This window comes from Sphingomonas sp. (assembly GCF_017304615.1).
GTDB lineage: Bacteria > Pseudomonadota > Alphaproteobacteria > Sphingomonadales > Sphingomonadaceae > Sphingomonas.
Genome location: NZ_JAFKLZ010000003.1, coordinates 24,789 through 46,411, shown reverse-complemented (window position 1 = coordinate 46,411; position 21,623 = coordinate 24,789). Strand labels below are relative to the sequence as shown.

Sequence of the window (21,623 nt, the reverse complement as noted above, 5' to 3'; positions counted from 1 at the left end):
ACCGCTGGCTCGCCATCTGCATGCCGGAACGATCGAGCTCATCGCTTTCAGAGACGGACAGCGACCCGGCTGAGCCCATCGCCCCTCCCGGGCAATGGCATCGTGGGCCTACAGAAAGCCCCGCCCGGAACGACCGGGCGGGGCGAAGTGAGGAGAAATGACGACGATATTGCTGTGATCAGGCGACCGGGCCGGTGAGCCTTTGCGCGGCGATAGCGCCGCTCAAGCCACCAGCAACGAGTGCAATGGCGATGCTGGCAAAGCCTGCGAGCGATGCAAAGGCGCTCGCGACCGAGAAGCCCGCAATCGCAGCCGGAATGGCAAAACCCGCGATCAACATGCCGCGTGCCGGGCGGTTCGACAGCGATAGCGCCGCGAAGCGACCGATCGCGATCACGCTCATGAAGGCAGCGATGCCGATGATTACCGACGGCAGCGGAGCGACGCCGAGCGCGGCGCTGCCAAAGCCGGCCGCCAGGCCGGCGCCGATCGGTAGCGCCAGCGTCGCGCTGGCGAACAGCGCGTAAATCAGAAAACCGACACCGATCAACGTCAGTGGAAACAGGATAAGCATGGCGTCACGTCCTTTTCTTCAAAGGGTTGGACGCGCTTCCACCAGCCACCATAGCGCGTCAGGAATATAGCAGAAAATGCCCGACGACGAAACCGTCGCCGGGTTCGGTTCGGCGCCCGCGCGCAACGATCAGCTTGAGAAAACATCGTATTCGCTGTTATGCGGATATCTGCATAATCGCGATTATGACCCCTGGGAGATTATGTAGACCCCGCTGGGCATTGCCCATCCGGCCGGGCGTCCGGCCCCGCCGGACTGCACATAATCAGAGCGCCCGTACCCGCCGAGCAATGGCATGTACCGACCAGGGCCAGTCTTTCAATCCTACTTCGGTGAACGTCCGGTCCTGGAAGCGGCCGATCGGACTGGTCGAAGCGGGCCATTGGCAACGCGCCCAAGTGTCGACACTCCTGCCGCTCGTGCCCGATCCGGCAGCCGTCCTTCATTGATCTCCAATCACGATCGCTTTCGACCAATCGCAACGCGTCGTGCATCCTTTGCACTTGTCCCGAACGGGCAGCCGTCGGATCGACATGTACTGTCTGTCCGTTAGCGAGCAATTTCAGATGCGCTATTTCCTCGCTCGCCATGGTGAGACCGTCTATAATGCGGTCGCCCGAATGCAGGGCAACAGCGCCCATACGCCACTCAGCCGCACCGGCATCGCTCAGGCCGAAGCGATGGGCGCCGCGCTTGCCGATTTCCTGGCCGACCCTCGCGAAATCGACATCTGGGCATCGACGGCGGGACGGGCGTTGCAAACCGTCGCGATCATTGTCGAGCATCTTCACCGGAATTTCTTCGACGTGTCCACCGATCCTCGACTGGTCGAACTCGAGGTTGGCGCGTGGGAGGGGCGGCTCTACGCGGACGTCATTGCCGCGGACGGCGTGATCCTGTGCACCGATCGGCGTCTGTTCACAGTGCAGCCGCCTGGCGGGGAGGATTATCCGACCGTCGCGGCGCGGCTGCGGGACTGGCTGGTGACGCTGTCACCCGACCGGGATGTGCTGGTGGTCAGTCACGGCATGACGCTGCGCGTCTTGCGGGGGCTGTTGGCGGCCGGTGAACCGTTCAACGGTGTGCCGATCGCGGAGGATGCGCCGCAGGGGACGATGTTCCTTGTCGAGAACGGGATCGAGACCCGGCTCCACCTGAGTGACGCTACGCCGCGCGTTGGCGCAGTCTGATATCAGGCGGCGTGGAGCGCGACGGGCGGCGCGCTCCAGACCTGGAACTCTGCAAGCGATCCCGCAACCCCGCGTTCGAGCCAGCGAACGAAGCTGCGGATCAATGGACGGCGCGCAACCTCTGGCGTCGCATAGTAGATGCTGTAATCGAGATCGAGCGGCATTGACGGGCCGGGCAGCGGCAAAAGCCGCCGCTCCTTTATGAAGCGATCCGACAGCAATGGAATGGCAAGCGCCATGCCAAGGCCGCTCGCTGCCGCTTCATAGACCAGATGAACGGTATCGAACGACATTACGGGATCGGCACGCTCTGCATCGAGCCCCATCGTGTCGAACCAGCGATGCCAGCTATGTTCGGGTGTTTTGGCGGCGAGCAGGCGGTGGCCCGTCAGTTCAGCGATCGAGCGCGGCGGCTCACGCCCGTTCGCCATGCGCGTGCCGCAGACGAGCACCGCGCTCAAGTCGACCAGTCGGTCGCGCGCGAAGTCGCACTCCGCGTTGCGCCCGCCCCAGATCGCGACATCGGCGCTGCCCGAGGTCAGCGCCTGCGGATCGCGGCTGATCGAAAGATCGAGTTCGATGTCATGCTCCTCTTGCAAGGCGGACATGCGTGGGATCAACCAGCCGACCGCCAGCGAGTGCGACGTGACGATCCGCAGCACCCGGCTGGTAGCCTGTTCTCGCAGGCGCGCCGTCGCGCAGCGGATCGCGTCCATCGCCGGGGCGACCTCGGCAAAATATCTCGCGCCGGCCTCGGTGAGTTGCACCGTGGGTCCCGAGCGATCGAAAAGCGCGCTGCCGACGAAATTCTCCAGCAACTGGATGCGGCGGGAAAAGGCCGAAGGGCTTAGCGCGATTTCGTCCGCAGCCGCGCGGAACGACGGTGCGCGTGCGGCAGCGAGGAATGCCTCGGTGGCATCGAGCGGCGGGGCTTGGCGGCGCATAACGGGTCTCCGGGCATCGATGCGCCACACTAACGCCGGTTTGTGCAAGTTCCGGGACTCCGGGCATTGCGCGATGCGCAAGGTCCGTTGCATCGCTTGTGATTGGGCGGGGTGCATCGCTCCTGCAAAGACGCGCAATGCAGATCGCGCTCATCTCGGACACCCACCTCACCCCCTTCGAGCCGGCCTTCGACGCCAATCTCCTAGCCGCAAAGCGCTGGATTTCCACGCAGGCGATCGATCTCACCATCCACCTTGGTGATATCACCGCCGATGGCGCGGTGCGGTCCGATGAACTTGGCTATGCCGCCGCACAGCTCGCCGACTGGCCCAGCCCGCTTAGAATGATCCCCGGCAATCACGATATCGGCGATAATCCGGGGGAAACCGCCAAAACCCTGGTCAGCCCGCAACGGCTCGATCGATATGAGGCGGCGTTCGGCTGGAGCTATTGGATGCAGCAGACCGCAGGCTGGACGCTGATCGGCCTCAACGCGCAACTGCTGGGCCGCTGCGACACGCTCGAGGCGGAACAGGCAACGTGGCTAGAGGCGCTGCTGCCATCGATCACTGGGCCGGTTGGCCTGTTCCTGCACAAGCCGTTGTTCCGCGAGGGCCCCGCCGATACCAGCCGCCACCACCGCTATGTGCCCGTAGCGGCGCGCGACGACCTGTTGCGCCGGCTGGCGGCAATCGATCTCCGCTTCGTAGCATCGGGGCACACGCATCAGTCGCGCAAGCTTCACATCGGCGGGGTAGAGCATGTCTGGGTGCCCTCGACAGCGTTCGTCCTGCCCGACGTGGCACAGGAACGGATCGGCGAGAAGGAAACCGCGATGATGCTGCTGACACTGACGGCCGACGCCTACGATTTCGCGCTGGTGCACCCCGCCGGGATGGTCGAACACGACCTGCTTGATCACGTTCACGTCTATCCCGATCAGGCGGCAGCGCTGCGCGCCTTGGGCGGACGATGACAGTCACAGCCACGCGACCCGGCCGCTATGCCTGGTTCGCGCTCGTCATCCTGATCCTCGCGTACATCCTGGCCTTCGTCGATCGCCAGTTGCTCAACCTGCTGGTCGAACCGATCAAGCATGATCTTCACCTGAGCGATCTCCAGATCAGCCTGTTGCAAGGCCTGTCGTTCGCGCTGGTGCTGTCGCTCGCCGGTCTCCCGGTGGGGCGGCTGGTCGATCTTGGCGTGCGGACGAACCTGCTCGGCGGCGCGGTTGCGATCTGGAGCGTCGCGACGGCCGGGTGCGGGCTGGCGAGCGGCTATCTCCAATTGCTGCTGGCACGGATGGGTGTCGGCATCGGCGAGGCGGCGATGACGCCTTCCGCGTATTCGCTGATCGGCGATTATTTTCCGCCGCGTCGCCAAGGCATCGCGATCGGCCTCTACAGTCTCGGGCCGCATCTCGGATCGGGGCTGGCGCTCGTGCTGGGTGCCGTGGCGATCCGGCACCTGCCCGAAAGCGCGGTGCTGCCGCTGCTTGGCACGGTTCGCGGATGGCAGATGGTGTTCCTGCTGCTTGGGCTGCCGGGCCTCGCGATCGGCCTGCTGGTGGCGTTGCTACGGGAGCCTGCGCGGAGCAGCGGAGCGATTGCGGCCCCGACGCTTCCGGACGTGCTGCGCTGGTTTCGCGCGCGCGCCGCGCCGGTCGTGCTCATCAATCTTGCGGTAGCGACCACCGCGATAGCGACCTACGGCCTGTCGGCCTGGGCGCCGACCTTTTTCCACCGCAGCTTTGGCATGGCGGCGGGCGAGATCGGTGGCCGTCTCGGCCTGGTAACGATGCTCGCCGGTTCCGCCGGAACGCTCAGCGCCGGTCTCATCGGCGACTGGCTGGTCCGGGCCGGACGCGAAGATGGACGCCTGCGGGTGATGGCGAGCGCAGCTACGCTGGCGATGCCGTTCGTGATTGCCGCGCCGCTGATGCCGAACGCCGACTGGAGCCTCGCCCTTCTCGTGCCGGCGGTCTATTTCCTGACGGTAGTGATCGGATCGGGGCCGGCGACGCTCCAGTTGCTGACTCCTCCGCGCCTGCGCGGCATGCAGCATGCGGTGGCCGTTCTGGCCGTCAATCTGATCGGGCTCGGCCTTGGGCCGACATTGGTCGCCTTCGTCACGGATGGCGTGCTGCGCGACGAGGCGCGGCTCGGCGAGGCGCTGTCGATCACGCTGCCGATCGCGCTGCTGATCTCGCTATTGTGCGCGCTGGCGGCGATGCGGCCTTATCGCCGTGCGCTCGCCGCGGGCGTTGCGTGACGCACAACGCGGCTGCGAAGCTGTGCGTTATTCGCCGCGCCGCGCCACCGCTATTCCCGCGCCATCAACCTTGAAGGGGGAAGATCGATGCGTTCGTTGCCAATGTTCATCTGCGTCGGTATTGCCGCCGCCAGTCCAGCAGCCGCCCAGCAGACCGATGACGGCACCGCCACATCCGATGAAATCGTCATCGTCGGTACGCGCGCGGCCGGCCGCTCTCCCGAAACATCCGCCGCGCCGGTCGACGTCTATAGCGGCGCCGATCTCACCCGGCGCGGGCTGACCGATCTGCCGCGCGCGCTCCAGTTCATCGCGCCTTCGTTCAACTATCCGCGCACCGCGACCGGCCCGTCCGCCGCCAACACCCGCGCGGCATCGTTGCGGGGCCTGTCGCCTGACCAAGTGCTGGTGCTCGTCAACGGCAAGCGCTGGCACAGTTCGTCGGTGGTCAATTTCAACAACGTGATCGGGCGCGGCTCCGTGCCGGTCGATCTCGGCACCATTCCGATCGCCGCCATCGAGCGGATCGAGGTGCTGCGTGACGGTGCCGCCGCACAATATGGATCGGATGCGATCGCCGGCGTCATCAACATCGTGCTCAAATCCGCCGATCATGGCGGTATGGTCTCCGGCCAGTCGGGCCTGTCCAGCGCGGGCGACGGCGCGCAATATATCGCGACCGTCAACAAGGGTCTGCGGCTAGGCGAGCGTGGCAGCCTCAACCTCACTGCCGAAGTGCGCTCGCACGCGACCACCAACCGCGTGGCGATCGACAGCCGTTACGGGCGGATCACTGGCGAGCAGGGCGATCCCGACTCGCTTGATATCAGCACCGCACTCAACGGCCGCTACGATCTTGGCGGGGCTGACCTTTATGCCGATGCGATATATTCGCACCGCGGCTCGACCAGCCCGGCGCAGTTCCGCGCGCCCGGCATTTCGGTGCTGTATCCCAACGGTTTCGTGCCGCATATCGTGCTCAACCAGGATGATGCCGGCGGCACGATCGGCATTCGCGGCACGGCGAGCGGCCTTTCCTGGGATCTCAGCGACACGGTCGGCTATAACGATGCGCAGTTCGCCGCAAAGGACACCGCCAACACCTCGCTCGGCGCGGCCAGCCCGACGCGCTTCGATGCCGGTGGTTCCAGCTACTTTCAAAACGTCGCCAATCTGACCGTCAGCACCAAGATCGCGCTGCTCGCTGGCGGCAACATCGCCGTGGGCGTCGAGCATCGCCACGAGCACTACGACATCCGCTCGGGCGAGGCGGCGTCGTTCGCCGGCGCGGGCGCGCAGGGTTTTCCGGGCTATAATCCGCCCAGCCCGGTGCATCTCGGTCGCAACGCCGTCAGCGGGTTCCTCGATGCCGAACTGAAGCCGGTTTCGATCCTGACGCTCGGTGGCGCGGTCCGCTACGAACACTATAGCGATTTCGGCAGCGCGGTGACAGGCAAGGTCAGCGCCTTCCTGAAGCCGACATCGTTCATTGCTTTCCGTGCGACCGCCTCGACCGGCTTTCGCGCGCCCTCACTGCAACAAACTGGTTTCAGCACCGTCACCAGCCAGTCGAGCGGCGGTGTGCTCGTCAATATCGGCACCTTCGCCGTGGCCGATCCGGTCGCCAGGGCGCTTGGCGCGCAGCCGCTGCGCCGCGAGAAATCGCGCAACCTGAGCGGAGGCATGGTGCTGACGCCGGGCGGCGGTTTCACGCTCACCGCCGATGCCTTTCATATCGAGATCAAGGACCGCATTGCGCTCAGCGACACGTTGAGTGGTGCCGCCGTCACCGCCGTGCTGAAGGCGGCCAATATCACCAATGCCAGCCAGGCGCGCTTCTTCACCAACGCGCTCGACACCACCACTAACGGTTTCGAGATCGTCGGCCGCTGGGGCGGTCGTGTCGGTGGCGCGAAGCTCGATCTCGGGCTGGGATATGCCAAGGCCAAGACGGATATCGACAAACTTGCGAAGAATGCGGTCGTGCCGGCGTTGCCGCTGCTCGGCACGATGGCGCTGGACCTGCTGACCACGGCACAGCCCGAGGACAAGCTCACCGCTTCGGGCAGCGTGGCGCTGGGCGCCTTCACGCTCAATGCCGATGTCGTGCGCTTCGGCAAGTTCAAGGCGATCTCGCTGATCACCGAACAGGTGTTCGCGCCCGTCACCACTGTCGACCTTGCCGGCACGGTCCGCGTGGCCCACGGTTTCGACATGACGTTCGGCGTGCTCAACCTCGGCGATGCCTATCCCGACAAGATCATCGACCGCGCGCTCAGCCAGGGCGGCAGCCTGCAATATCCCGAAGTCGGCGGGCTCGGCACCAACGGCCGCGAATATTATGCCCGCGCGACGGTTTCGTTTTGAGGCGCTCGTCATCGCAATCAATGCGGGTGCTCAACCGTAAGCTTGCACAAGGCAGACATCTCAAGTTCAAAGCTGCGGGCGCTATTTAGTCTTAAACTGGTCCTTCCAAACAGCAGCAGAACGGTTCACTCACCCGAACGACGCGGGCGCATTGCGGATGTCAGCTCCTGCTGGAAGCCGACGTTTGACGACCTTGCTGGGAACGGCGGGTATCTCCCCGACTTTGCTGTTCCTGTTGATCGGGCAACGTGACAAGCGTTTGTGCAACACCTATTCGCGGCTCCAAACTCGATCTCTCTTCAATGGGAGATCAGACAATGACCACACCCCTCATGCTTCAGCTTCGGACCGAAGATCCGACGAACGTCTTTGCGGATGTCCTACCGCTCTATCGCGAGCATCTGCTCGCAGCACGATATAATGAGCGTCGCCGCCGCTATCTCGCCACCATAGTCCACTTCGGGCAATGGCTCGGCCGCGAAGACCAAGCGGCGGGCGATGTTGACGAGGCGGTGATCAAGCGCTTTTTGTCGGAACATCTGCCGCGATGCACGTGCCCGCGGCCGGTGCCGCTCCGGATGATCGAGGTACGAGCTGCCCTCAACCTTCTCCTCCGTCTTCTGCGCGCGCAGGGAATAGCCGCGATGCCGAGCGATGATGAGATCGCACGCGAGTTATCCGGCTTCGATCGCAGGATGGCTGATATATGGGGTTTGTCCCAGGGGACACGCGACCACCGGTGCCGGATCATACGTCGCTTCCTCCGAGCGCAGTTTGGCTGCAGGCCGATCATGCTCGCATCGATCAGTGCTTCCGATGTTCGCGGTTTCGTGATCGGCGAGCCCGGTGCGAGCGCAAATACCATCCGTGTGATGGGCGGCGCGTTGCAGTGCTGGTTTCGTTACCGGGAGCTCCTCGGCGATCAGGTCGCCAATCTGAAGCGAGCGGTGCCACGCCCCGCCTATTGGCGTGATACATCGTTGCCGGAGGTTTTGTCGCACGATGAACTGGTTGAGCTCTTCGCATCGTTCGACATGCCCTGTTCGTCGCCGTGCCGGGGATATGCCATGGCGCGATGTCTGGTTGATCTGGGCCTCAGATGCGGAGAGGTAGCAAGGCTTCGTCTCGACGATATCGACTGGCGAGCGGGCACTCTGCATCTCTCGGCGGGCAAGGGAAGACGCGCCGACGTGTTGCCACTTCCCGTGGCCACGGGACAGGCGATCGCCGATTATCTCCTGCATGAGCGTCCGAAAACTACTTGCCGCTCGATCTTCGTGCGGCATGTGGCGCCGCTCGGCGTGCCGATTGGCCGGCTAACGGTACAAAAGGCGATCCGCACCGCTTATCGACGATGCGGCTGGGATCGGACCCGTGTTCATATCCTTCGCCACACCTTGGGAAGCCGACTGGTCAACGCCGGCACGCCGATGAAGCAGATCGCCGACGTGCTCCGTCATCGTAGCATCGTCACTTCGGCGACCTATGCTCGCGTTGACGTGACCCGACTGGCCGCCGTGGCATTGCCGTGGCCGGGAGCCGCGAAATGAGCGGCTGCGGCACCATGCTGTCGCGCGCGGAAGCGTATCTTTCCGAACGGCGCAGCCTTGGCTTCGTGCTGTCGACGGCGAGCAAGTTGACCATGGCGTTTGCGCGGTTCGCGGATGCGAACGGCCACGACGGCGCATTGACTCCCGCAATCGTGTTGCGATGGGCGCGCGAACAGGCATTGCACGCTGACCCATTTACCTGGGCCGGTCGTGTCAACGTCTTGCGCCCGTTCGCCCGCTTCCTTGCCGAGCACGATCCCACCACCGTGTTCCCTGAAGGCAATCCGTTCGGCCGGGGAAACCGCCGGGTCGCGCCACACATCTATACACCAGCGGAAATCGAGGCGCTGCTGGATGCAGCGTCCCGCCTGGGGCCGTTGGGCGGACTGACGCCAGCGACGTTCACGACATTGTTGGGCTTGCTCGCATCGACAGGCCTACGGATCTCCGAGGCGCTCCGCCTAACGTGCGGCGACATCGACCCAGATCAAACGCAGCTGATCGTCCGACACTCGAAGTTCGACCGATCGCGCCTTGTGCCCATGCATCCGACCGTTGGCACCGCACTGCGCAGCTATCTGTCAATACGCGCGAAATATGGCGCGATGGATGCAGCGGCTCCCCTGTTCCTCTCCGAATATAGCGGGCGGGCGCTCCGCTACGATACAGCGCGGACTACCTTCTCGAAGGTCACCTCGGAACTCAGGATCGAAGCGCGTGGCGGTCATCGCTCGATCCGCATCCATGATCTCCGACATACGTTCATCTGTCGCCGACTGATGCTCTGGCAAGAAGAGGGCGGCAACCTCGGCAATGCTATGATGGCGCTCGCCACCTACGTCGGCCACGTCAACATCGGTGAAACCTATTGGTACATGCAGGCCGTGCCCGAACTCATGGCGATAGCCGGCAAGCGGTTCGAAGCGTTCGGTAGCAAAGTTGGGGAGGTTCTCCATGGTTGAGCCATCCGCCCACGCGTCGTTCCCGGCTATCCTGCAACGCTTCTTTGTGGAGCACCTGCGAAAGCATCGTGCCGTCAGCCCGAGCACGGTGGCAGCCTATCGGGACACCTTCCGGCTGCTGCTCGCGTTCGCAGAAGCGTCCATCGGCAAGGCGCCAACCCGTCTGACGCTCAGTGATCTCGACGCGGAGATGATCCTTGGCTTCCTGGATCATCTCGAGCGGGAGCGCGGCAACGCCGTGCGTAGCCGCAATGCGCGTCTGGCGGCGATCCGCTCGTTCCTGAAATATGCTGCCCACCAGGATCTGACCGCCCTGGCCACCATCGAGCGCAGCCTGGCCATCCCACAGAAGCGATGCGATAAAGCGGTGCTCGGCTTCCTGACCAGGCCGGAGATGGAAGCGATTATCGCCGCTCCGGATCCAATACGCTGGGTCGGCCAGCGAGATCGAGCGATGTTCACGATGCTCTATAACACTGGAGCGCGCGTGTCCGAGATCATCGATCTCCGCGTGGGCAACGTCGTTCTCGACGTATCCCCGGTCGCGCATCTGCAGGGCAAGGGCCGGAAGCGGCGTAGCACGCCGCTATGGAAACCCACGGCCGCGATCATCCGTCCGTGGATACGCCGGCTCAGCAGAGCTGGTGAGTCCGACTTCCTCTTCCCGAGCAGTTCGGGTGGACGGCTATCGCGCTCTGCCGTTACACAGCGTCTCGCGCTGGCAGTCGATCACGCCACGCGTCAGCAGCCGCAGCTTGCCGGGCGAGCGATCTCGCCGCACACCATCCGCCACACAACGGCGATGCATCTCTTGCAGGCCGGCGTGGATATCACGGTGATCGCGCTGTGGCTCGGGCACGAGGGCACCGGCACGACGCACATCTATCTGGAGGCGGATCTGACCATGAAGGAAGAAGCGCTCAGCAGGTTACAGCCGATCGACGCCCCGACATCGCGGTATCGGGCACCCGATCATCTGATGGCCTTCCTTCAGGCGCTTTGATTATGTGCAGTCCGGCCGGGCTAGACGCCCGGCCGGATGGGCAACGCCCAGCGGGGTCTACATAATCTCCCAGGGGTCATAATCGCGAACGACATGATCGGCGTCACCGTCGTAATCATCACTCGGCATCGCGTTGTAACCGTCATCGGTCTCGATCAGGATGATGATGACCTTGAGCGTGCACGCCAGGTTCCATGCGTAGCGTTGTGCGGTTTCGAGTGACATGACCGGCTCCCGTCGTTTTCCGGAGCGGGGCCTCTCCCCGCTCGACAGACGCCGACGCATCCGGCGTCCGGCTGCGATCACCGCGTCAGGAGGCGCAGCCGATTAGCGGCCGCATGCAAAGCATAGCGGACCCTTTACGGGTTGATCGTGGAAGGCCGGAGGGCGGAAAGGACTAGCGCCAAGAGCGGGGAGAGGTTCCGCGGATAGCCAAAAGGGGTACGTCTCGGTTGAAACCATGAGGATATGGGCTTGGCGATTTTCGGGCACCGGGAACACGTCCAGACGGTTCTATCGGCAAGGATGTCTGCCACGCCGGTCGGTGCGGTCGTCCGATCCGATCTTTCCCGCCCGGCTGCGATTTGCTTCTATGATCGGCTTGGGAGATCGAGTGCGTACATGGATCGAGTCGAAGCATTGATCACCAGGCTCGCGCCCGTGCCGATTTGCGACGAATGCATTGTCGAGCGCCTCCATCTGGCGGCGCTCCATCAGGCGAGCCAGCGCACCCGCGAGCTCGCCGGTCAGCGTGGCTATGAACGCACGACCGCCGAATGCGCCACTTGTGGTCAGCCTAAATCCGTTGTCCGCCGATGCCGGCGGTGAGTGCGCGTCTCGACTAAAGGCGCCATGCGCATATGGCGGCCGTCATCCGAATCGCCAGACCGGGATGCCCATCTTGCGGGCCTTGTCGAACAGATTCTCCTGGATGCCGCCACCCGGAAACAGGATGATCCCGACCGGAAGGGTCGCGAGCACGACGTCGTTGCGCTTGAAGGGCGCTGAGGATTTGCTGTGCTTCGCAAAGTCCGGGGCGAACGGAATCTGCGGGACATTGCGCTGGTTTGCCCAGAGCGATGCGATCTTTTCGGCACCCGTCTTCGATCCGCCGTGCATCAGGACCATCGTCGGATGCTTGGCGAGCACGCTGTCGAGCACCGACCAGATCATGCGGTGATCATTGTAGCTGGCGCCTCCGGAGAGATAGACGCGTTCCCCTGACGGGATCAGCACCTGGCTTTCGGTCCAGCGACGGGCGTTGATGAAATCCCGGCTGTCGACGATGCTGGCGGTAAGCGCCTTGCGGTTCACCATCGATCCCGATCGCGGGATCCAGGCTTTGCGAAGATGGGTGCGGAACTGGTCGGCGAACGCTTCGCGGAAGGCTTCCATCGCGTCGCGGCGCTCGATCATCGTGCGGCCTTCGGCGATCGCGGTTTCTAGCTCGACCGACCTGACCTCGCTCCCGTCCTGCTCGCGCTGGAGTTGCTTCTGCGCCAGCTCGTTGCGATCGAGCTCGCGTTCGACGCGTTCTCCGGCCCGGTGGAACACGTTGGTGAACCCCCAGAGCAAATCTTCGAGATCGGGCTCCAGGCGAGTGTCCTGCAGACAGGCGGCCATCGCGTCGAACGTGTCTGCCGCTGCGGCCTCGACCAGTCGGCCTTCGGGCAAGGGTCTCGGGTCGGCCTCGTCCTCGAAGGGTCTGCGCCCGTAAAGTTCAAGTTCCTGGAGGAGATGGGAGAGCGAGGATTCCTCGTGCTCGGGTTCGTCGGGACGTTCGGGGTCGGTTGTCATGGTGGTCGCCTCGTCGTTTGACCGCGCCTCTCGCGGCCTTCGTGGCGACGACAGGACGGTGGGCGGACCGGGCGTGCACGCCCGAGCGAAGCGACGGGGGCCGAAGCAAAGCGGAGGACGGCGAAGCGCGGCTATTTTGTTTCGCGATGCAAAGCGGACCCCGAAGGGGACGCGGCGGAAAATAGTCGCGGCGCAGCCGTTGCGCGGCAGGCCCGCCTGCCGTTCCAGTCGCCCTCTCAAGAAGGCCGACAGGCGCGGCTCTTCGTCGACGTGAGGCAGCATCGGTCCGTCCCGGATGCCCCGATGACGCCGCTGCCGTCCCTCGCTCTTGCCGGCCTCAACCCGCGGACAGGAGAAAGCGCGCACGATCTTCGGGGATGAGCTGGCGGGCAAGATGTGCGCGAAGCCGGTCGAGCCCCATCAGGCGAAGGTCAGCATTGAAGTCGTCAAGCTGGGGCTCGAGCACGATCATCGCGATGCCGAACGCATCGGTGCGCTCGGTCAATGTCGTCACCGCATGAGCGCCGGCGGGATCGTCGTCACGTGCGACATAAAGGCGCTGCAGCTCAGGCGGGAAGGCTATCGCGGCGAGATGAGGGGCGGACAGGCCGGCGATCATCGCCAATGGAGGGATCGCCATGCGCAGTGACAGCATCGTCTCGATGCCTTCGCCGGCAATCATGACCGGCCCTGTTGCCCCGAACCGGACGCCATGCCCGAGCAGATCGCCCATCGCCCGGCGCGGCGTTGCGACCGTCGCCTTGTCGGTGCCCTCGGCATCGAGCCAGGTGCGATGGACTCCCGTGATAGTCCCATCGAGGTCGGTCACCGCTGCGATCAGTGCCGGAAAGGCATGCGGTGTGTCTGGCGCGTCATCCTCATTGGCGCGATACCAGCAGCGGGGATGAAATCGTAGCCAGCGTTCCGATCGCGTGCCGGCAATGGCGCGATGGCGAAGATAGGTCTCGGCAAGCGTGCGGGCGATCGGCTTCGATGCCGCGAACAGCCGGCTGGCGGCCTTGCGCGATCCGGCTGGCGGCCGAGGTTCTTGCCGATCGAAGTCAGGCAGCTCGCGCGGCAAGGACAGGAAAGTGCGTGCTTCCTCGATGGTCTCGGCGAGCGCGCGGTGCCCGCAATTGAGGCCGATCAAGTCGAGCAGGTCTCCATGTTCACCCGAGGCAGCGTCGGTCCATTTCCCGGCCGCGCCCTTGCCATGGTCGTCACCTTTCAGGCGGACATAGAGACTGCGCCCCGGCGACCCCAGGGCGTCGCCGGCAATCCAGTATCGACCTTCGCGCCGGCCAGCGCCGAGATAATGGCGACAGACCGACTCGGCGTTGCGCGCCAGGGCACGCGATAGGTCTGATGCGGGACCAGCCATAAAGCTCCTCCACAATAAGAATGGGGCCTGCCGCTGCGGACAGGCCCCGAAGGAAGGCGATTATTCGGCAGCGACCGCGAACGCCTCTTCAGCGTCCGGGCCATGCTGATCATCCGCCGCGGCGGCGTCCACGGCCTGTTCGCCGTCGTTCGCCGCCGCCGGTTCAAGAGCCGGCGTGCGCAACGGTTCGGCGAGCCAGCCGCTGCCGGCGAGCAGGCTTTCGGCCGTCTCCGCCATCTCGGGCTTCTTGAGACCGGCAAGACGCTCGGCGGCCTCGCCACCCCTGGCTTCTTCGACCGCCGACAGGATGCGGGGCTTGGTCACCCGACCGAGATAATTGCCGATCGTCGCGGTCCATCCCGCCGCGACCATGTCGAGGTTCGCGGCCCGCGCCAGCACATGCGAATGCGCGACCCGACTCGCGACCGAGCGCGCGGACACCCGGCCCTCATTATAGCGGTTGGCCGGTTCCCACACCGCATTGACGCCGAACGCAGCGCAATGCGCGAACAGCGCCGCCTGTTCATCGGCATCAAAGGCGATCAGCGTCTCCCACAGATCGGCGGGCGCATCAGGCAGACGCCCCGACCAGTTCTCGTGCCGCTGGTCGATCGCCTTCGCCGACATGCTGTCGTTGAGGCCGGGCGCGTGAACGCCAAGCCCGGCACCGCGAACCGACACCTGCATGCAGCTATTCTCGGCGGCATAGGTGTAAAAGGTGTCGAGCACGAAGGCGTGGAGCACCGCCGCGAACGCGACCTGCGGGCTTGTCGCCACGGCCTCGCGCAAGGCGAGCGTCCGGTGGGTGGTCAGCTCGGTCACCAGCCGGTCGGGGAGCGGACGAAGCATATCGTCCTGCTCGTCCTCCTCCTCGGTCGCCGTTCCCGGTGCGCCGCCAACGCTGATGATCGGGCTCGCGCCGTCATCGCCAGTGCCGGCCTCGCCGTCGATAGCGGAGTGGTCCCCGCCCTCATCATCGGCCGGCTCTTCGGCGGGCTCGTCCTCGGGTTTCACGAAGCCGCGCTCGACATAGAGCGATCCGTCGACGTCAATGCTGACGAACGCGCCCGCGCGCGCCACCTCGACGGAATCATAGACCAGCGGCGGCGATACGATCGCGGCGATCTCGACATCGATCGCGTTGACGCGGGCCGTCACATCGTCGGGGATGTCGTCTGCACCGGACCATTGGTCCTCGAGGCGGTCGGCTTCCTCGCGGAGTGCCTCGAGGCGCGCTTCGCCCTCGTCGCTGACAGGTGGCTGCTCACCATCGATCACGCGCAGACCGTCATCATAGGTGTAGGGGAAGTCAGCCGCCACCGCGACCCACTTCCATCCTTCCTCGCCGATCCGTGCGCCCTCGGTCTGGAGCTTCTCGTCGACCAGCCGGTCGAGCAGCGCCACATCTTGCAGCCAGCCGCCATCATCGGCCTCGAACAGGTCGCGAAGGACGTAGCCGCCCGCAGCGATATAGGCGTCGAGCGTGACGAAACGGACGCGCTTGTCGGACGCCCGGACCTTATCCTCGGTCAGCCGCGAGCGAATGAACCAGGGTTGCTTGTTGTGGCTCGACTGGAGGAGATCCCAGACCTGTTCCTGACGGGCATGGTCCTCCGACACCGAAAAGGCCATCAACTGCTCCAAGGTCATGCCGTCTTCGGCATAGACGTCGTGGAGTTTCGAGGAGACCGAGGCGAGCTTCAGCCGCTGCTTGACGACGGCGGGCGTCGTCATGAATGTCGCGGCAATGGTCTCGGCGTCGGTGCCCTGCTGGGCGAGCTGCTGCATCGCCCGGAACTGATCGAGCGGATGGAGCGCCTCGCGATGCGTGTTTTCGGCGAGCGAATCCTCTTCCGCCGAAATCACGTCATCGTCGCGCACGATGCACGGCACCGGCTCGGTCTTGGTCATCCGGCGCTGCTTGACGAGCATCTGGAGCGCGCGGAAGCGGCGCCCGCCAGCCGGGACCTCGTAGAGGCCGGTCTCGGCGCCGTCCGCATCGCGCTGGGCGCGCACGGTAAGGCTCTGGAGCAGGCCGCGGCGGGCGATGTCGGCGGCGAGCGTGTCGAGCGAGATACCCGCCTTGACGCGCCGGACATTGGCCTGGCTGAGCACCAGCTGGTTGAACGGGATGTCCCGCGAACCGCTGAGGCTGATTTTCACGATCTTGGTCATGGTTATTCTCCATGACGGGCGGCGAAGAAACTCTCTCTTCACCTCCAACCCGTCATGGAGACGGCGCAGCCCTCTCCCTCTAAGAGGGGTGAGAGCCGCGCCGCCGATCAGACCGGGAGTTCGCTCACCGCGCCGAGACGAGCAGCTTCGCGGCCTTGCCCTCAAGGTCGAGCCGCGCGTCCTGATGCGGTTTATCGCGGGCGAGCGCGGTGATGCCCTGGACAAAGTCGAAGATGGACTCGGGCGGGCGGCCTTCCTCCTCCAGCACCGTCGCGATGATCTTCTCGGTCTCTCCGCGAGAAAAGCCGCGCTTGCGCAGGAAGCTCTCGCGGTCCTCGTCCTTGCGCGCGACGATGCGTTCGCGCGCCGCCTTGATTCCCGCCATGAACGGTGCCGGCGACGAGGATGCGAAATTCTCCAGCGCGGGCGCCGCCTCATGCGCGAAGCGGTTGGCGGCAAACTTGCTGTGGCGGATGCTGATCTCCTCGAAGCCTTCGGCGCCCCAGATGTTGCGGTTCATGCAAACCGCCCGAAGGTAGAAGGACGCCATGCCGAGCGTTTTTGAGCCGACCTCGCTGTTCCAGGCGTAGAAGCCGCGGAAGAAGAGATCGGGATCGCCGTTCGGGAGGCGCCCGGCCTCGATCGGATGGAGATCGTCGACGAGGAACAGGAAGACGTCGCGATCGCTGGCATAGAGCGTGGTGGTGTCCTTGGTGATGTCGACCATGGGATTGTAAGTCATGGTCGACCAGTCGAGCAGGCCCGGCACCTTCCAACGCGTGTCGCCGGTGCCGTTGCCGGCGATCTTCATCACTGCGGCGACCAGCTCGTGATCCCAGATGCGGCCATAGTCCGGGCCAGTGACGGCGCGCAGTTCAACCCGGCCATCCTCGGTTTCGAGGGTCTTCATAAGCTCGGCACGGTGGGACAGCAGGCCGTGCTGCATGTTGATGCCCGCCAACGGTGCCGGGAGCTGGCGCAGATAGCCGGCGGGCGCGCCGATCAGGCTGGCAAGCTGGCCGAACGACCAATGGGTCGGCGTGACGGGCTGATCGCGGCCGGGCACGATGAGCGCCAGTCGTTCGGCATTGTCGCGGCTGGCCTCGACCCGGACCTCGCGAGTTTCGACGGTGCGGGTCGTCGCGCGCTCGGCGCGGGCCTGCACCGCAGCATGAAGTTCGGTCAGCGAGAGGAAGCGCTCGTCGTCGGGGCGCGAGAACCATTCGGACGAGACGCGGCCGATGCGCTCGCCGCGTGAGATATCGACCTTATAGCCGGCAGAGGCCGGGCGAGACGCGGGGGTTGGGGATAGAAGAGTAGCCATGGATCTTCTCCGTGACGGGCGCCGAGAGCCTCTCTCTCAGCCTCAACCCGTCACGGTTCTTCCGGCCTTCCTCTTCCTCTGGGTCGGTCGACGCCGCGCCCATTGGGCGCGAGTCGGCAGACCCCTGAAAACACAATCGCGCCCTTGGCGAAGCCGGCCGGCGCGGCGGCGTGCGCGCGGGCCTTGAGGGCCAGCCGCCGCCGTGCCCTCCGGCCCGAGCCAAGAGCGCATGCGCGGTCCGGACAGGAAGCGCGACCTCTGGCGGCGCCTGCCGCCGCCAGTGCGCGCACCACTGAAACCCGCGCGCAGTTGGGGGCGTTGCGGGGGCGGAGCCACCCGCAGAAGGGGTCCGACGCGACCTTGGCGCGGCGGTAGGGGAAGGCTTTCCCCTCCCGGATAATTGGTGACCAATGATTATTCCCGCATTCAGCTGTGCGATGGTCGTGGTCGGCCTAAAGAACGGGCGCCGCCCCAGCTTGGGGCTCGGACACGACTTTGGCACCGCCGGGCTTGGTATTGAAGTTGAGGTTTACGTTACCGCAAGTGCAACGCAGGCCTGTTTTTCTGCCTCGCTCGGGCGTGATCGACAGCATTTCCTCGCAGCTTGGGCAGGAGAAATGCGCCGTTAGCGTGCGGAACGCAGCCACGACGGGCAGGAAATCACCCTTCTCCAGATCGGCCCAAGCGTTGTAATGCACGGCCTTGTTGATCTGCCATTGCTCGACGTTGGTCGTGATTTTCGACGCGGTGAACGGCGTTTCGAACAAGCTAATTGCCTGAACGACATCGGCTTGCCCCCATGAATTGGCCGCGCCCTTAGCGGTCTTGAAGGCGGTTCCGAGGGCGCTGATCGCCGCCGGCAGTGTATCGCCGAGCATGAACTCGCCATCCCCGCGAAACTCCACTGCTGCGCGAAGGCGATGACTCGCCTCACCAGCAAAATATTCGAGATAACGCCGGAGCGCGGCGGCTGCCGAACTCACATCATTCTTCGCCAAATGCCCATCGATCTCGTCCCAGACCGAATTCGTGGTCCATTCGGTCGGGCCGGTTTCAACCGTCCAGGTCCGGAACTGCGCGGCGTTCTTGCTCTTGATGATTCCTTCCGACTTCATGTGGCGCAGCCAGACCTCGTCATGGGTCGTGAAGATGAACTGGGTGTCGGGAAAGCGGGATTTCAGAAGCGCGCAAACTTCACGACGATGCCCTTTGTCGACCGACATCAGCACGTCGTCGAGCACAGCGAAGGTGAAGCCCTTGCCGAGCAAGTGACTCATGAGCGCGAGATACAGGCATAGGCCCATGCCGTCCTGATGGCCTTCGCTATGATATGCGCCCGGCGGGAAGCGACCGCGACCGTAGAAATCGACATCGAAGCCTAGCTTGCCGATCGACGGAAGGAGGTGCGCGGTGAAGTCGCTTTCGTCGTCCTTGTTGATCTGACGATAATAGTCGGCGAACGCCTCCTGCACTTCGTGATAGATCGCTTCGAGCGCTTTGGTGGTCGTATCGCCGAAGATCTTGAAGACCAATGCGGCGCGCTCCGATCGGGCCTTGCCGGAGGCATGGCGCTTCCGGGCGGTGCGATACTGCTCCAGCCGCTCCTGGCCGATGGTCAGGAATGCGCGCGCGGCATCCTGCGAACTCGGCTCCGGAATGGCAGCGACCGCCTGGTCGATCTCGGCGAGCGCTGGGGTCAGGTCCGGTAGCTCATGCACGACCTTGAGCACGGCCACGCTGTCCTCGAGTGGCAGAAACTTTTGAAGCTGGTCGTATCGGCCGCGGAGCAACTGCTTCGCGCCGGTCAACAACTTCATATCGAGCGGGGCCTGGAACAGTGGGCCATATTCGATGACCTTCGCGATCGCTGTTCCGGCCGCATAGATGGCATCGGTGAGCGGCTTTACCTGCTCCTCCAAGGCCTTGCGTTGTGCGGTGACGGCATCGAGATGCGCGAGCTTCTCCTTGAGATGGGCCTCGAAGCCCGTCGGCTCGAACGGCTTGTCGCAAACCGGGCAGTTCTCATCGTCATAGAGTTCGAGCGCGCTATTCAGCAGCGCCTCCAGTTTCACGCCGTTCACCACGGAGGGATCGGACGCGAGGCTTTCGACACCAACGAGCAAGGTAGCAGCTTTGGCGGCGAAGTCCTGGGCCGCGAGCGCGTCCAGCGCGGTTTTCATTGTGGCGATATCAGCGAGGGCCTGAGCCTTGGGCACCCGCTGCGCCGGGGCTGCCCCCGTCGCCGTCGCCAATCCATCGCTCAAAGATGTTGTCGCCGTCAGATCATCGAGCGCGGCAACACCGAGCGTTTGGCGATGCAGATTCGCTGCCGCCAAGATGCTCGTCTTGGTGAGCTGGGCCGTGCCAAGCGCATCGGTGAGCTGGGTCGTTGCGTCCTTCTCGGCGCGTTCCAGCGGCGCCAGTTCCTTCGCATAAGCGTTTGCGATTTTCTGGAGGACGACGCGGAGCTTCTCGACGTCATTGAGGCGGAGCAGGGCCTGAACCTCGCGGGCGCGGTCACCGGGCTTCGAAATGACGTACCGGATGAGCTCGCGACGCGACAATACAAACTCGGGGTGGAGCTGCACCGCTTCCAGGGCGGCGAGCACGTCGGGATCGGCTGGCGTGATGGTGGGCGCGGCAGCGGTCTTTACGACGCGATGGATGGTGGCCTTCTTCCCGTTCAGCGAAGGGATCGAAACGTCGAGCGTCACCATTGATTGCTCGGGCTTGTTCCGGAAGTCGACGTGCGGTCCGTGCTGCTTCACGGAGAGATCGCCGGTGCCTTCGCCGGATAGTCGGGAAATGCTGCCGGTGAGTGCGAACTCGATCGCATCTACGATGCCACTCTTTCCGGTCCCGTTCGGTCCGCACGCGGCGAAATTCTCCCCGCCCATGACAAGTTCCAGGTCGCGGATGCCCCGGAATTCCTTGATCGTGATCTTCTCGATGCGGATCATGGTGCGTCTGGGAAAAGGGTAGCGCGGACGGCTGGTTCGGCGAACACACCGTCAGCCAACACGAGCTTCTTAAGATTTGCAGCGATGTCGGCGAGATCGTCGGTCTTGGCGAGCGCATCGAAGAAGGTCGTCAGCACAGCACCTGCGACGGTGCTGACTTTTTCACCGGATTCAGATCCGTCGTGTGTAGCGCCTAATTCGGCCATCAAGCCCCCCTCGATCTGAAGCTAGCAAATCTCGCTGATTCAACAAGAAAAGAAGCTGAGCAAAGCCGTGGCGCTTCGCCGTTTGGGGCATGCGCAACATAGATCGTACAGCGGTCTGGCGGCAGCCAATCGCCTTGGGCGCATGCGCATCTTGCGCCCCAACGCGGGAGCGGCCTGTCGCCCCATCTTTGAAGCCAAATGTGCTTGAGAAGATGCCGCATCGGATTGCGGCTCTGCGGCAATGGCGCACCCGACAGGATTCGAACCTGTGACCTACGCCTTCGGAGGGCGCCACTCTATCCAGCTGAGCTACGGGTGCCTATTGCTTACGCAGTGCTTACGCGAGATTCCTGCGAGAGTGAAGCGATGCGATTCGATCTCACAAGATACTGTATTATAATCCCTTATTCGTCTCCGTTCTTACCCCCGCCAGCTTGACATTTGCCTTCGGAGGGCAGCGCTCTATCCAGCTGAGCTACGGGTGCCTGGGCGAGAGCGCCTAGCAAAGCGCGCGAGCGTGCGCCAGCGTTTCCGTATCGCGCCTATTTCGCGAGCGTGACGGGCTGGAACTTGCCAAGTCCGCACGTCGCGCCACGCGTGCCCGATGATTGCAGCACGGTGATCGTGTCGACCGAGCACAACTGGCCGTTCGTCGCCGAATAGGCGAAGCGCTCCTCGAACCCTAGCGACGGACAGGAATTGGGCAGCGTGTTGCGATACATGCGCTTCCCCGTCATTTCGAAGTCGATCACCTGATCGCTGCGGACATGCGTTTCGCGCACCTGGTTCAGCTGCACGCAATTGACCGGGTCGCCGGCCGGGGTCGCCGCCGGAATGCCCTTGTTGCTGGCCGCGACCGGCGCGGCGGCGGCAATGGCGGCAATGGCGAATAACAGCGGGCGCATCGAATCTTCTCCT

General features: G+C 64.3%; 19 protein-coding genes and 1 tRNA gene. 9 read left to right on the top strand and 11 right to left on the bottom strand.

Annotated features, from left to right (window positions below; genetic code table 11):
* Positions 1-178: 178 nt before the first annotated feature.
* Positions 179-550 carry a hypothetical protein gene (locus J0J06_RS12845; RefSeq protein ID WP_294042621.1) on the bottom strand — a complete coding sequence of 124 codons (372 nt, stop codon included), beginning with the start codon at positions 548-550 and terminating at the stop codon, positions 179-181.
* A gap of 100 nt (positions 551-650) precedes the next feature.
* On the opposite strand from J0J06_RS12845, the gene J0J06_RS12840 reads away from it, so the two are divergent.
* Positions 651-782, top strand: a complete 132-nt coding sequence (locus J0J06_RS12840; protein WP_294042619.1) for a hypothetical protein — start codon at positions 651-653, stop codon at positions 780-782.
* A 358-nt stretch (positions 783-1,140) separates the two neighbouring features.
* A complete protein-coding gene (locus J0J06_RS12835) occupies positions 1,141-1,764 on the top strand; it encodes a histidine phosphatase family protein (RefSeq protein ID WP_294042617.1) in 624 nt (207 codons plus the stop codon).
* Positions 1,765-1,766: 2 nt separating this feature from the next.
* Here J0J06_RS12835 and J0J06_RS12830 read toward each other — a convergent pair whose 3' ends face one another.
* Complete coding sequence (locus tag J0J06_RS12830) at positions 1,767-2,708, bottom strand: LysR substrate-binding domain-containing protein (protein WP_294042615.1); 942 nt, start codon at positions 2,706-2,708, stop codon at positions 1,767-1,769.
* Positions 2,709-2,845: 137 nt separating this feature from the next.
* On the opposite strand from J0J06_RS12830, the gene J0J06_RS12825 reads away from it, so the two are divergent.
* From J0J06_RS12825 to J0J06_RS12800, 6 genes are all read left to right on the top strand, one after another.
* Positions 2,846-3,685, top strand: coding sequence for a metallophosphoesterase (locus J0J06_RS12825; RefSeq protein WP_294042613.1), 840 nt, complete (start codon positions 2,846-2,848; stop codon positions 3,683-3,685).
* Positions 3,682-4,980: an MFS transporter gene (locus J0J06_RS12820; protein WP_294042611.1), complete on the top strand. Its 1,299-nt coding sequence runs from the start codon at positions 3,682-3,684 to the stop codon at positions 4,978-4,980. The genes J0J06_RS12825 and J0J06_RS12820 overlap by 4 nt, the downstream gene beginning before the upstream one ends.
* Before the next feature lie 87 nt (positions 4,981-5,067).
* Positions 5,068-7,347, top strand: a complete 2,280-nt coding sequence (locus J0J06_RS12815) for a TonB-dependent receptor (RefSeq protein WP_294042609.1) — start codon at positions 5,068-5,070, stop codon at positions 7,345-7,347.
* Positions 7,348-7,664: 317 nt separating this feature from the next.
* Entirely contained in the window at positions 7,665-8,897 is a 1,233-nt protein-coding gene (locus tag J0J06_RS12810; protein ID WP_294042607.1) for a tyrosine-type recombinase/integrase, read from the top strand.
* Between the two features lie 65 nt (positions 8,898-8,962).
* Positions 8,963-9,859 (top strand): tyrosine-type recombinase/integrase, encoded by an 897-nt coding sequence (locus J0J06_RS12805; protein ID WP_294042605.1) that lies wholly within the window; start codon positions 8,963-8,965, stop codon positions 9,857-9,859.
* The gene (locus tag J0J06_RS12800; RefSeq protein ID WP_294042602.1) at positions 9,852-10,862 is read left to right on the top strand and encodes a tyrosine-type recombinase/integrase; all 1,011 of its coding nucleotides are present in this window, start codon (positions 9,852-9,854) and stop codon (positions 10,860-10,862) included. Before J0J06_RS12805 ends, J0J06_RS12800 begins: the two co-directional genes overlap by 8 nt.
* A 57-nt stretch (positions 10,863-10,919) precedes the next feature.
* On the opposite strand, the gene J0J06_RS12795 is transcribed toward J0J06_RS12800, so the two are convergent.
* Complete coding sequence (locus J0J06_RS12795; protein WP_294042600.1) at positions 10,920-11,087, bottom strand: hypothetical protein; 168 nt, start codon at positions 11,085-11,087, stop codon at positions 10,920-10,922.
* A gap of 396 nt (positions 11,088-11,483) precedes the next feature.
* Here J0J06_RS12795 and J0J06_RS12790 point away from each other — a divergent pair, with 396 nt between their 5' ends.
* Positions 11,484-11,690, top strand: a complete 207-nt coding sequence (locus tag J0J06_RS12790) for a hypothetical protein (protein ID WP_294042598.1) — start codon at positions 11,484-11,486, stop codon at positions 11,688-11,690.
* Positions 11,691-11,732: 42 nt separating this feature from the next.
* Here the strand turns inward: J0J06_RS12790 and J0J06_RS12785 are convergent, their stop codons facing one another.
* From J0J06_RS12785 to J0J06_RS12750, 8 genes are all read right to left on the bottom strand, one after another.
* A complete protein-coding gene (locus tag J0J06_RS12785; RefSeq protein ID WP_294042596.1) occupies positions 11,733-12,659 on the bottom strand; it encodes a DUF2493 domain-containing protein in 927 nt (308 codons plus the stop codon).
* A gap of 337 nt (positions 12,660-12,996) precedes the next feature.
* A complete protein-coding gene (locus tag J0J06_RS12780) occupies positions 12,997-14,040 on the bottom strand; it encodes a toprim domain-containing protein (RefSeq protein ID WP_294042593.1) in 1,044 nt (347 codons plus the stop codon).
* A gap of 60 nt (positions 14,041-14,100) precedes the next feature.
* A complete protein-coding gene (locus J0J06_RS12775; protein ID WP_294042591.1) occupies positions 14,101-16,215 on the bottom strand; it encodes a ParB/RepB/Spo0J family partition protein in 2,115 nt (704 codons plus the stop codon).
* Positions 16,216-16,339: 124 nt separating this feature from the next.
* Positions 16,340-17,539: a DUF932 domain-containing protein gene (locus tag J0J06_RS12770; RefSeq protein WP_294042589.1), complete on the bottom strand. Its 1,200-nt coding sequence runs from the start codon at positions 17,537-17,539 to the stop codon at positions 16,340-16,342.
* A gap of 452 nt (positions 17,540-17,991) precedes the next feature.
* Complete coding sequence (locus J0J06_RS12765) at positions 17,992-20,499, bottom strand: AAA family ATPase (protein ID WP_294042588.1); 2,508 nt, start codon at positions 20,497-20,499, stop codon at positions 17,992-17,994.
* Positions 20,496-20,705 carry a hypothetical protein gene (locus J0J06_RS12760; RefSeq protein ID WP_294042586.1) on the bottom strand — a complete coding sequence of 70 codons (210 nt, stop codon included), beginning with the start codon at positions 20,703-20,705 and terminating at the stop codon, positions 20,496-20,498. The genes J0J06_RS12765 and J0J06_RS12760 overlap by 4 nt, the downstream gene beginning before the upstream one ends.
* A 242-nt stretch (positions 20,706-20,947) precedes the next feature.
* Positions 20,948-21,024 (bottom strand) — tRNA-Arg (locus tag J0J06_RS12755).
* 223 nt (positions 21,025-21,247) lie between these two features.
* Positions 21,248-21,610, bottom strand: a complete 363-nt coding sequence (locus tag J0J06_RS12750; protein ID WP_294042584.1) for a hypothetical protein — start codon at positions 21,608-21,610, stop codon at positions 21,248-21,250.
* Positions 21,611-21,623 lie beyond the last annotated feature (13 nt).

Coding starts and splice junctions, on each gene's coding strand:
- J0J06_RS12810 (WP_294042607.1), top strand. CDS start 7,665: ATGACCACACCCCTCATGCTTCAGCTTCGGACCGAAGATCCGACGAAC.
- J0J06_RS12780 (WP_294042593.1), bottom strand. CDS start 14,040: ATGGCTGGTCCCGCATCAGACCTATCGCGTGCCCTGGCGCGCAACGCC.
- J0J06_RS12790 (WP_294042598.1), top strand. CDS start 11,484: ATGGATCGAGTCGAAGCATTGATCACCAGGCTCGCGCCCGTGCCGATT.
- J0J06_RS12765 (WP_294042588.1), bottom strand. CDS start 20,499: ATGATCCGCATCGAGAAGATCACGATCAAGGAATTCCGGGGCATCCGC.
- J0J06_RS12800 (WP_294042602.1), top strand. CDS start 9,852: ATGGTTGAGCCATCCGCCCACGCGTCGTTCCCGGCTATCCTGCAACGC.
- J0J06_RS12785 (WP_294042596.1), bottom strand. CDS start 12,659: ATGACAACCGACCCCGAACGTCCCGACGAACCCGAGCACGAGGAATCC.
- J0J06_RS12835 (WP_294042617.1), top strand. CDS start 1,141: ATGCGCTATTTCCTCGCTCGCCATGGTGAGACCGTCTATAATGCGGTC.
- J0J06_RS12795 (WP_294042600.1), bottom strand. CDS start 11,087: ATGTCACTCGAAACCGCACAACGCTACGCATGGAACCTGGCGTGCACG.
- J0J06_RS12760 (WP_294042586.1), bottom strand. CDS start 20,705: ATGGCCGAATTAGGCGCTACACACGACGGATCTGAATCCGGTGAAAAA.
- J0J06_RS12775 (WP_294042591.1), bottom strand. CDS start 16,215: ATGACCAAGATCGTGAAAATCAGCCTCAGCGGTTCGCGGGACATCCCG.
- J0J06_RS12830 (WP_294042615.1), bottom strand. CDS start 2,708: ATGCGCCGCCAAGCCCCGCCGCTCGATGCCACCGAGGCATTCCTCGCT.
- J0J06_RS12750 (WP_294042584.1), bottom strand. CDS start 21,610: ATGCGCCCGCTGTTATTCGCCATTGCCGCCATTGCCGCCGCCGCGCCG.
- J0J06_RS12815 (WP_294042609.1), top strand. CDS start 5,068: ATGCGTTCGTTGCCAATGTTCATCTGCGTCGGTATTGCCGCCGCCAGT.
- J0J06_RS12825 (WP_294042613.1), top strand. CDS start 2,846: ATGCAGATCGCGCTCATCTCGGACACCCACCTCACCCCCTTCGAGCCG.
- J0J06_RS12770 (WP_294042589.1), bottom strand. CDS start 17,539: ATGGCTACTCTTCTATCCCCAACCCCCGCGTCTCGCCCGGCCTCTGCC.
- J0J06_RS12840 (WP_294042619.1), top strand. CDS start 651: ATGCCCGACGACGAAACCGTCGCCGGGTTCGGTTCGGCGCCCGCGCGC.
- J0J06_RS12820 (WP_294042611.1), top strand. CDS start 3,682: ATGACAGTCACAGCCACGCGACCCGGCCGCTATGCCTGGTTCGCGCTC.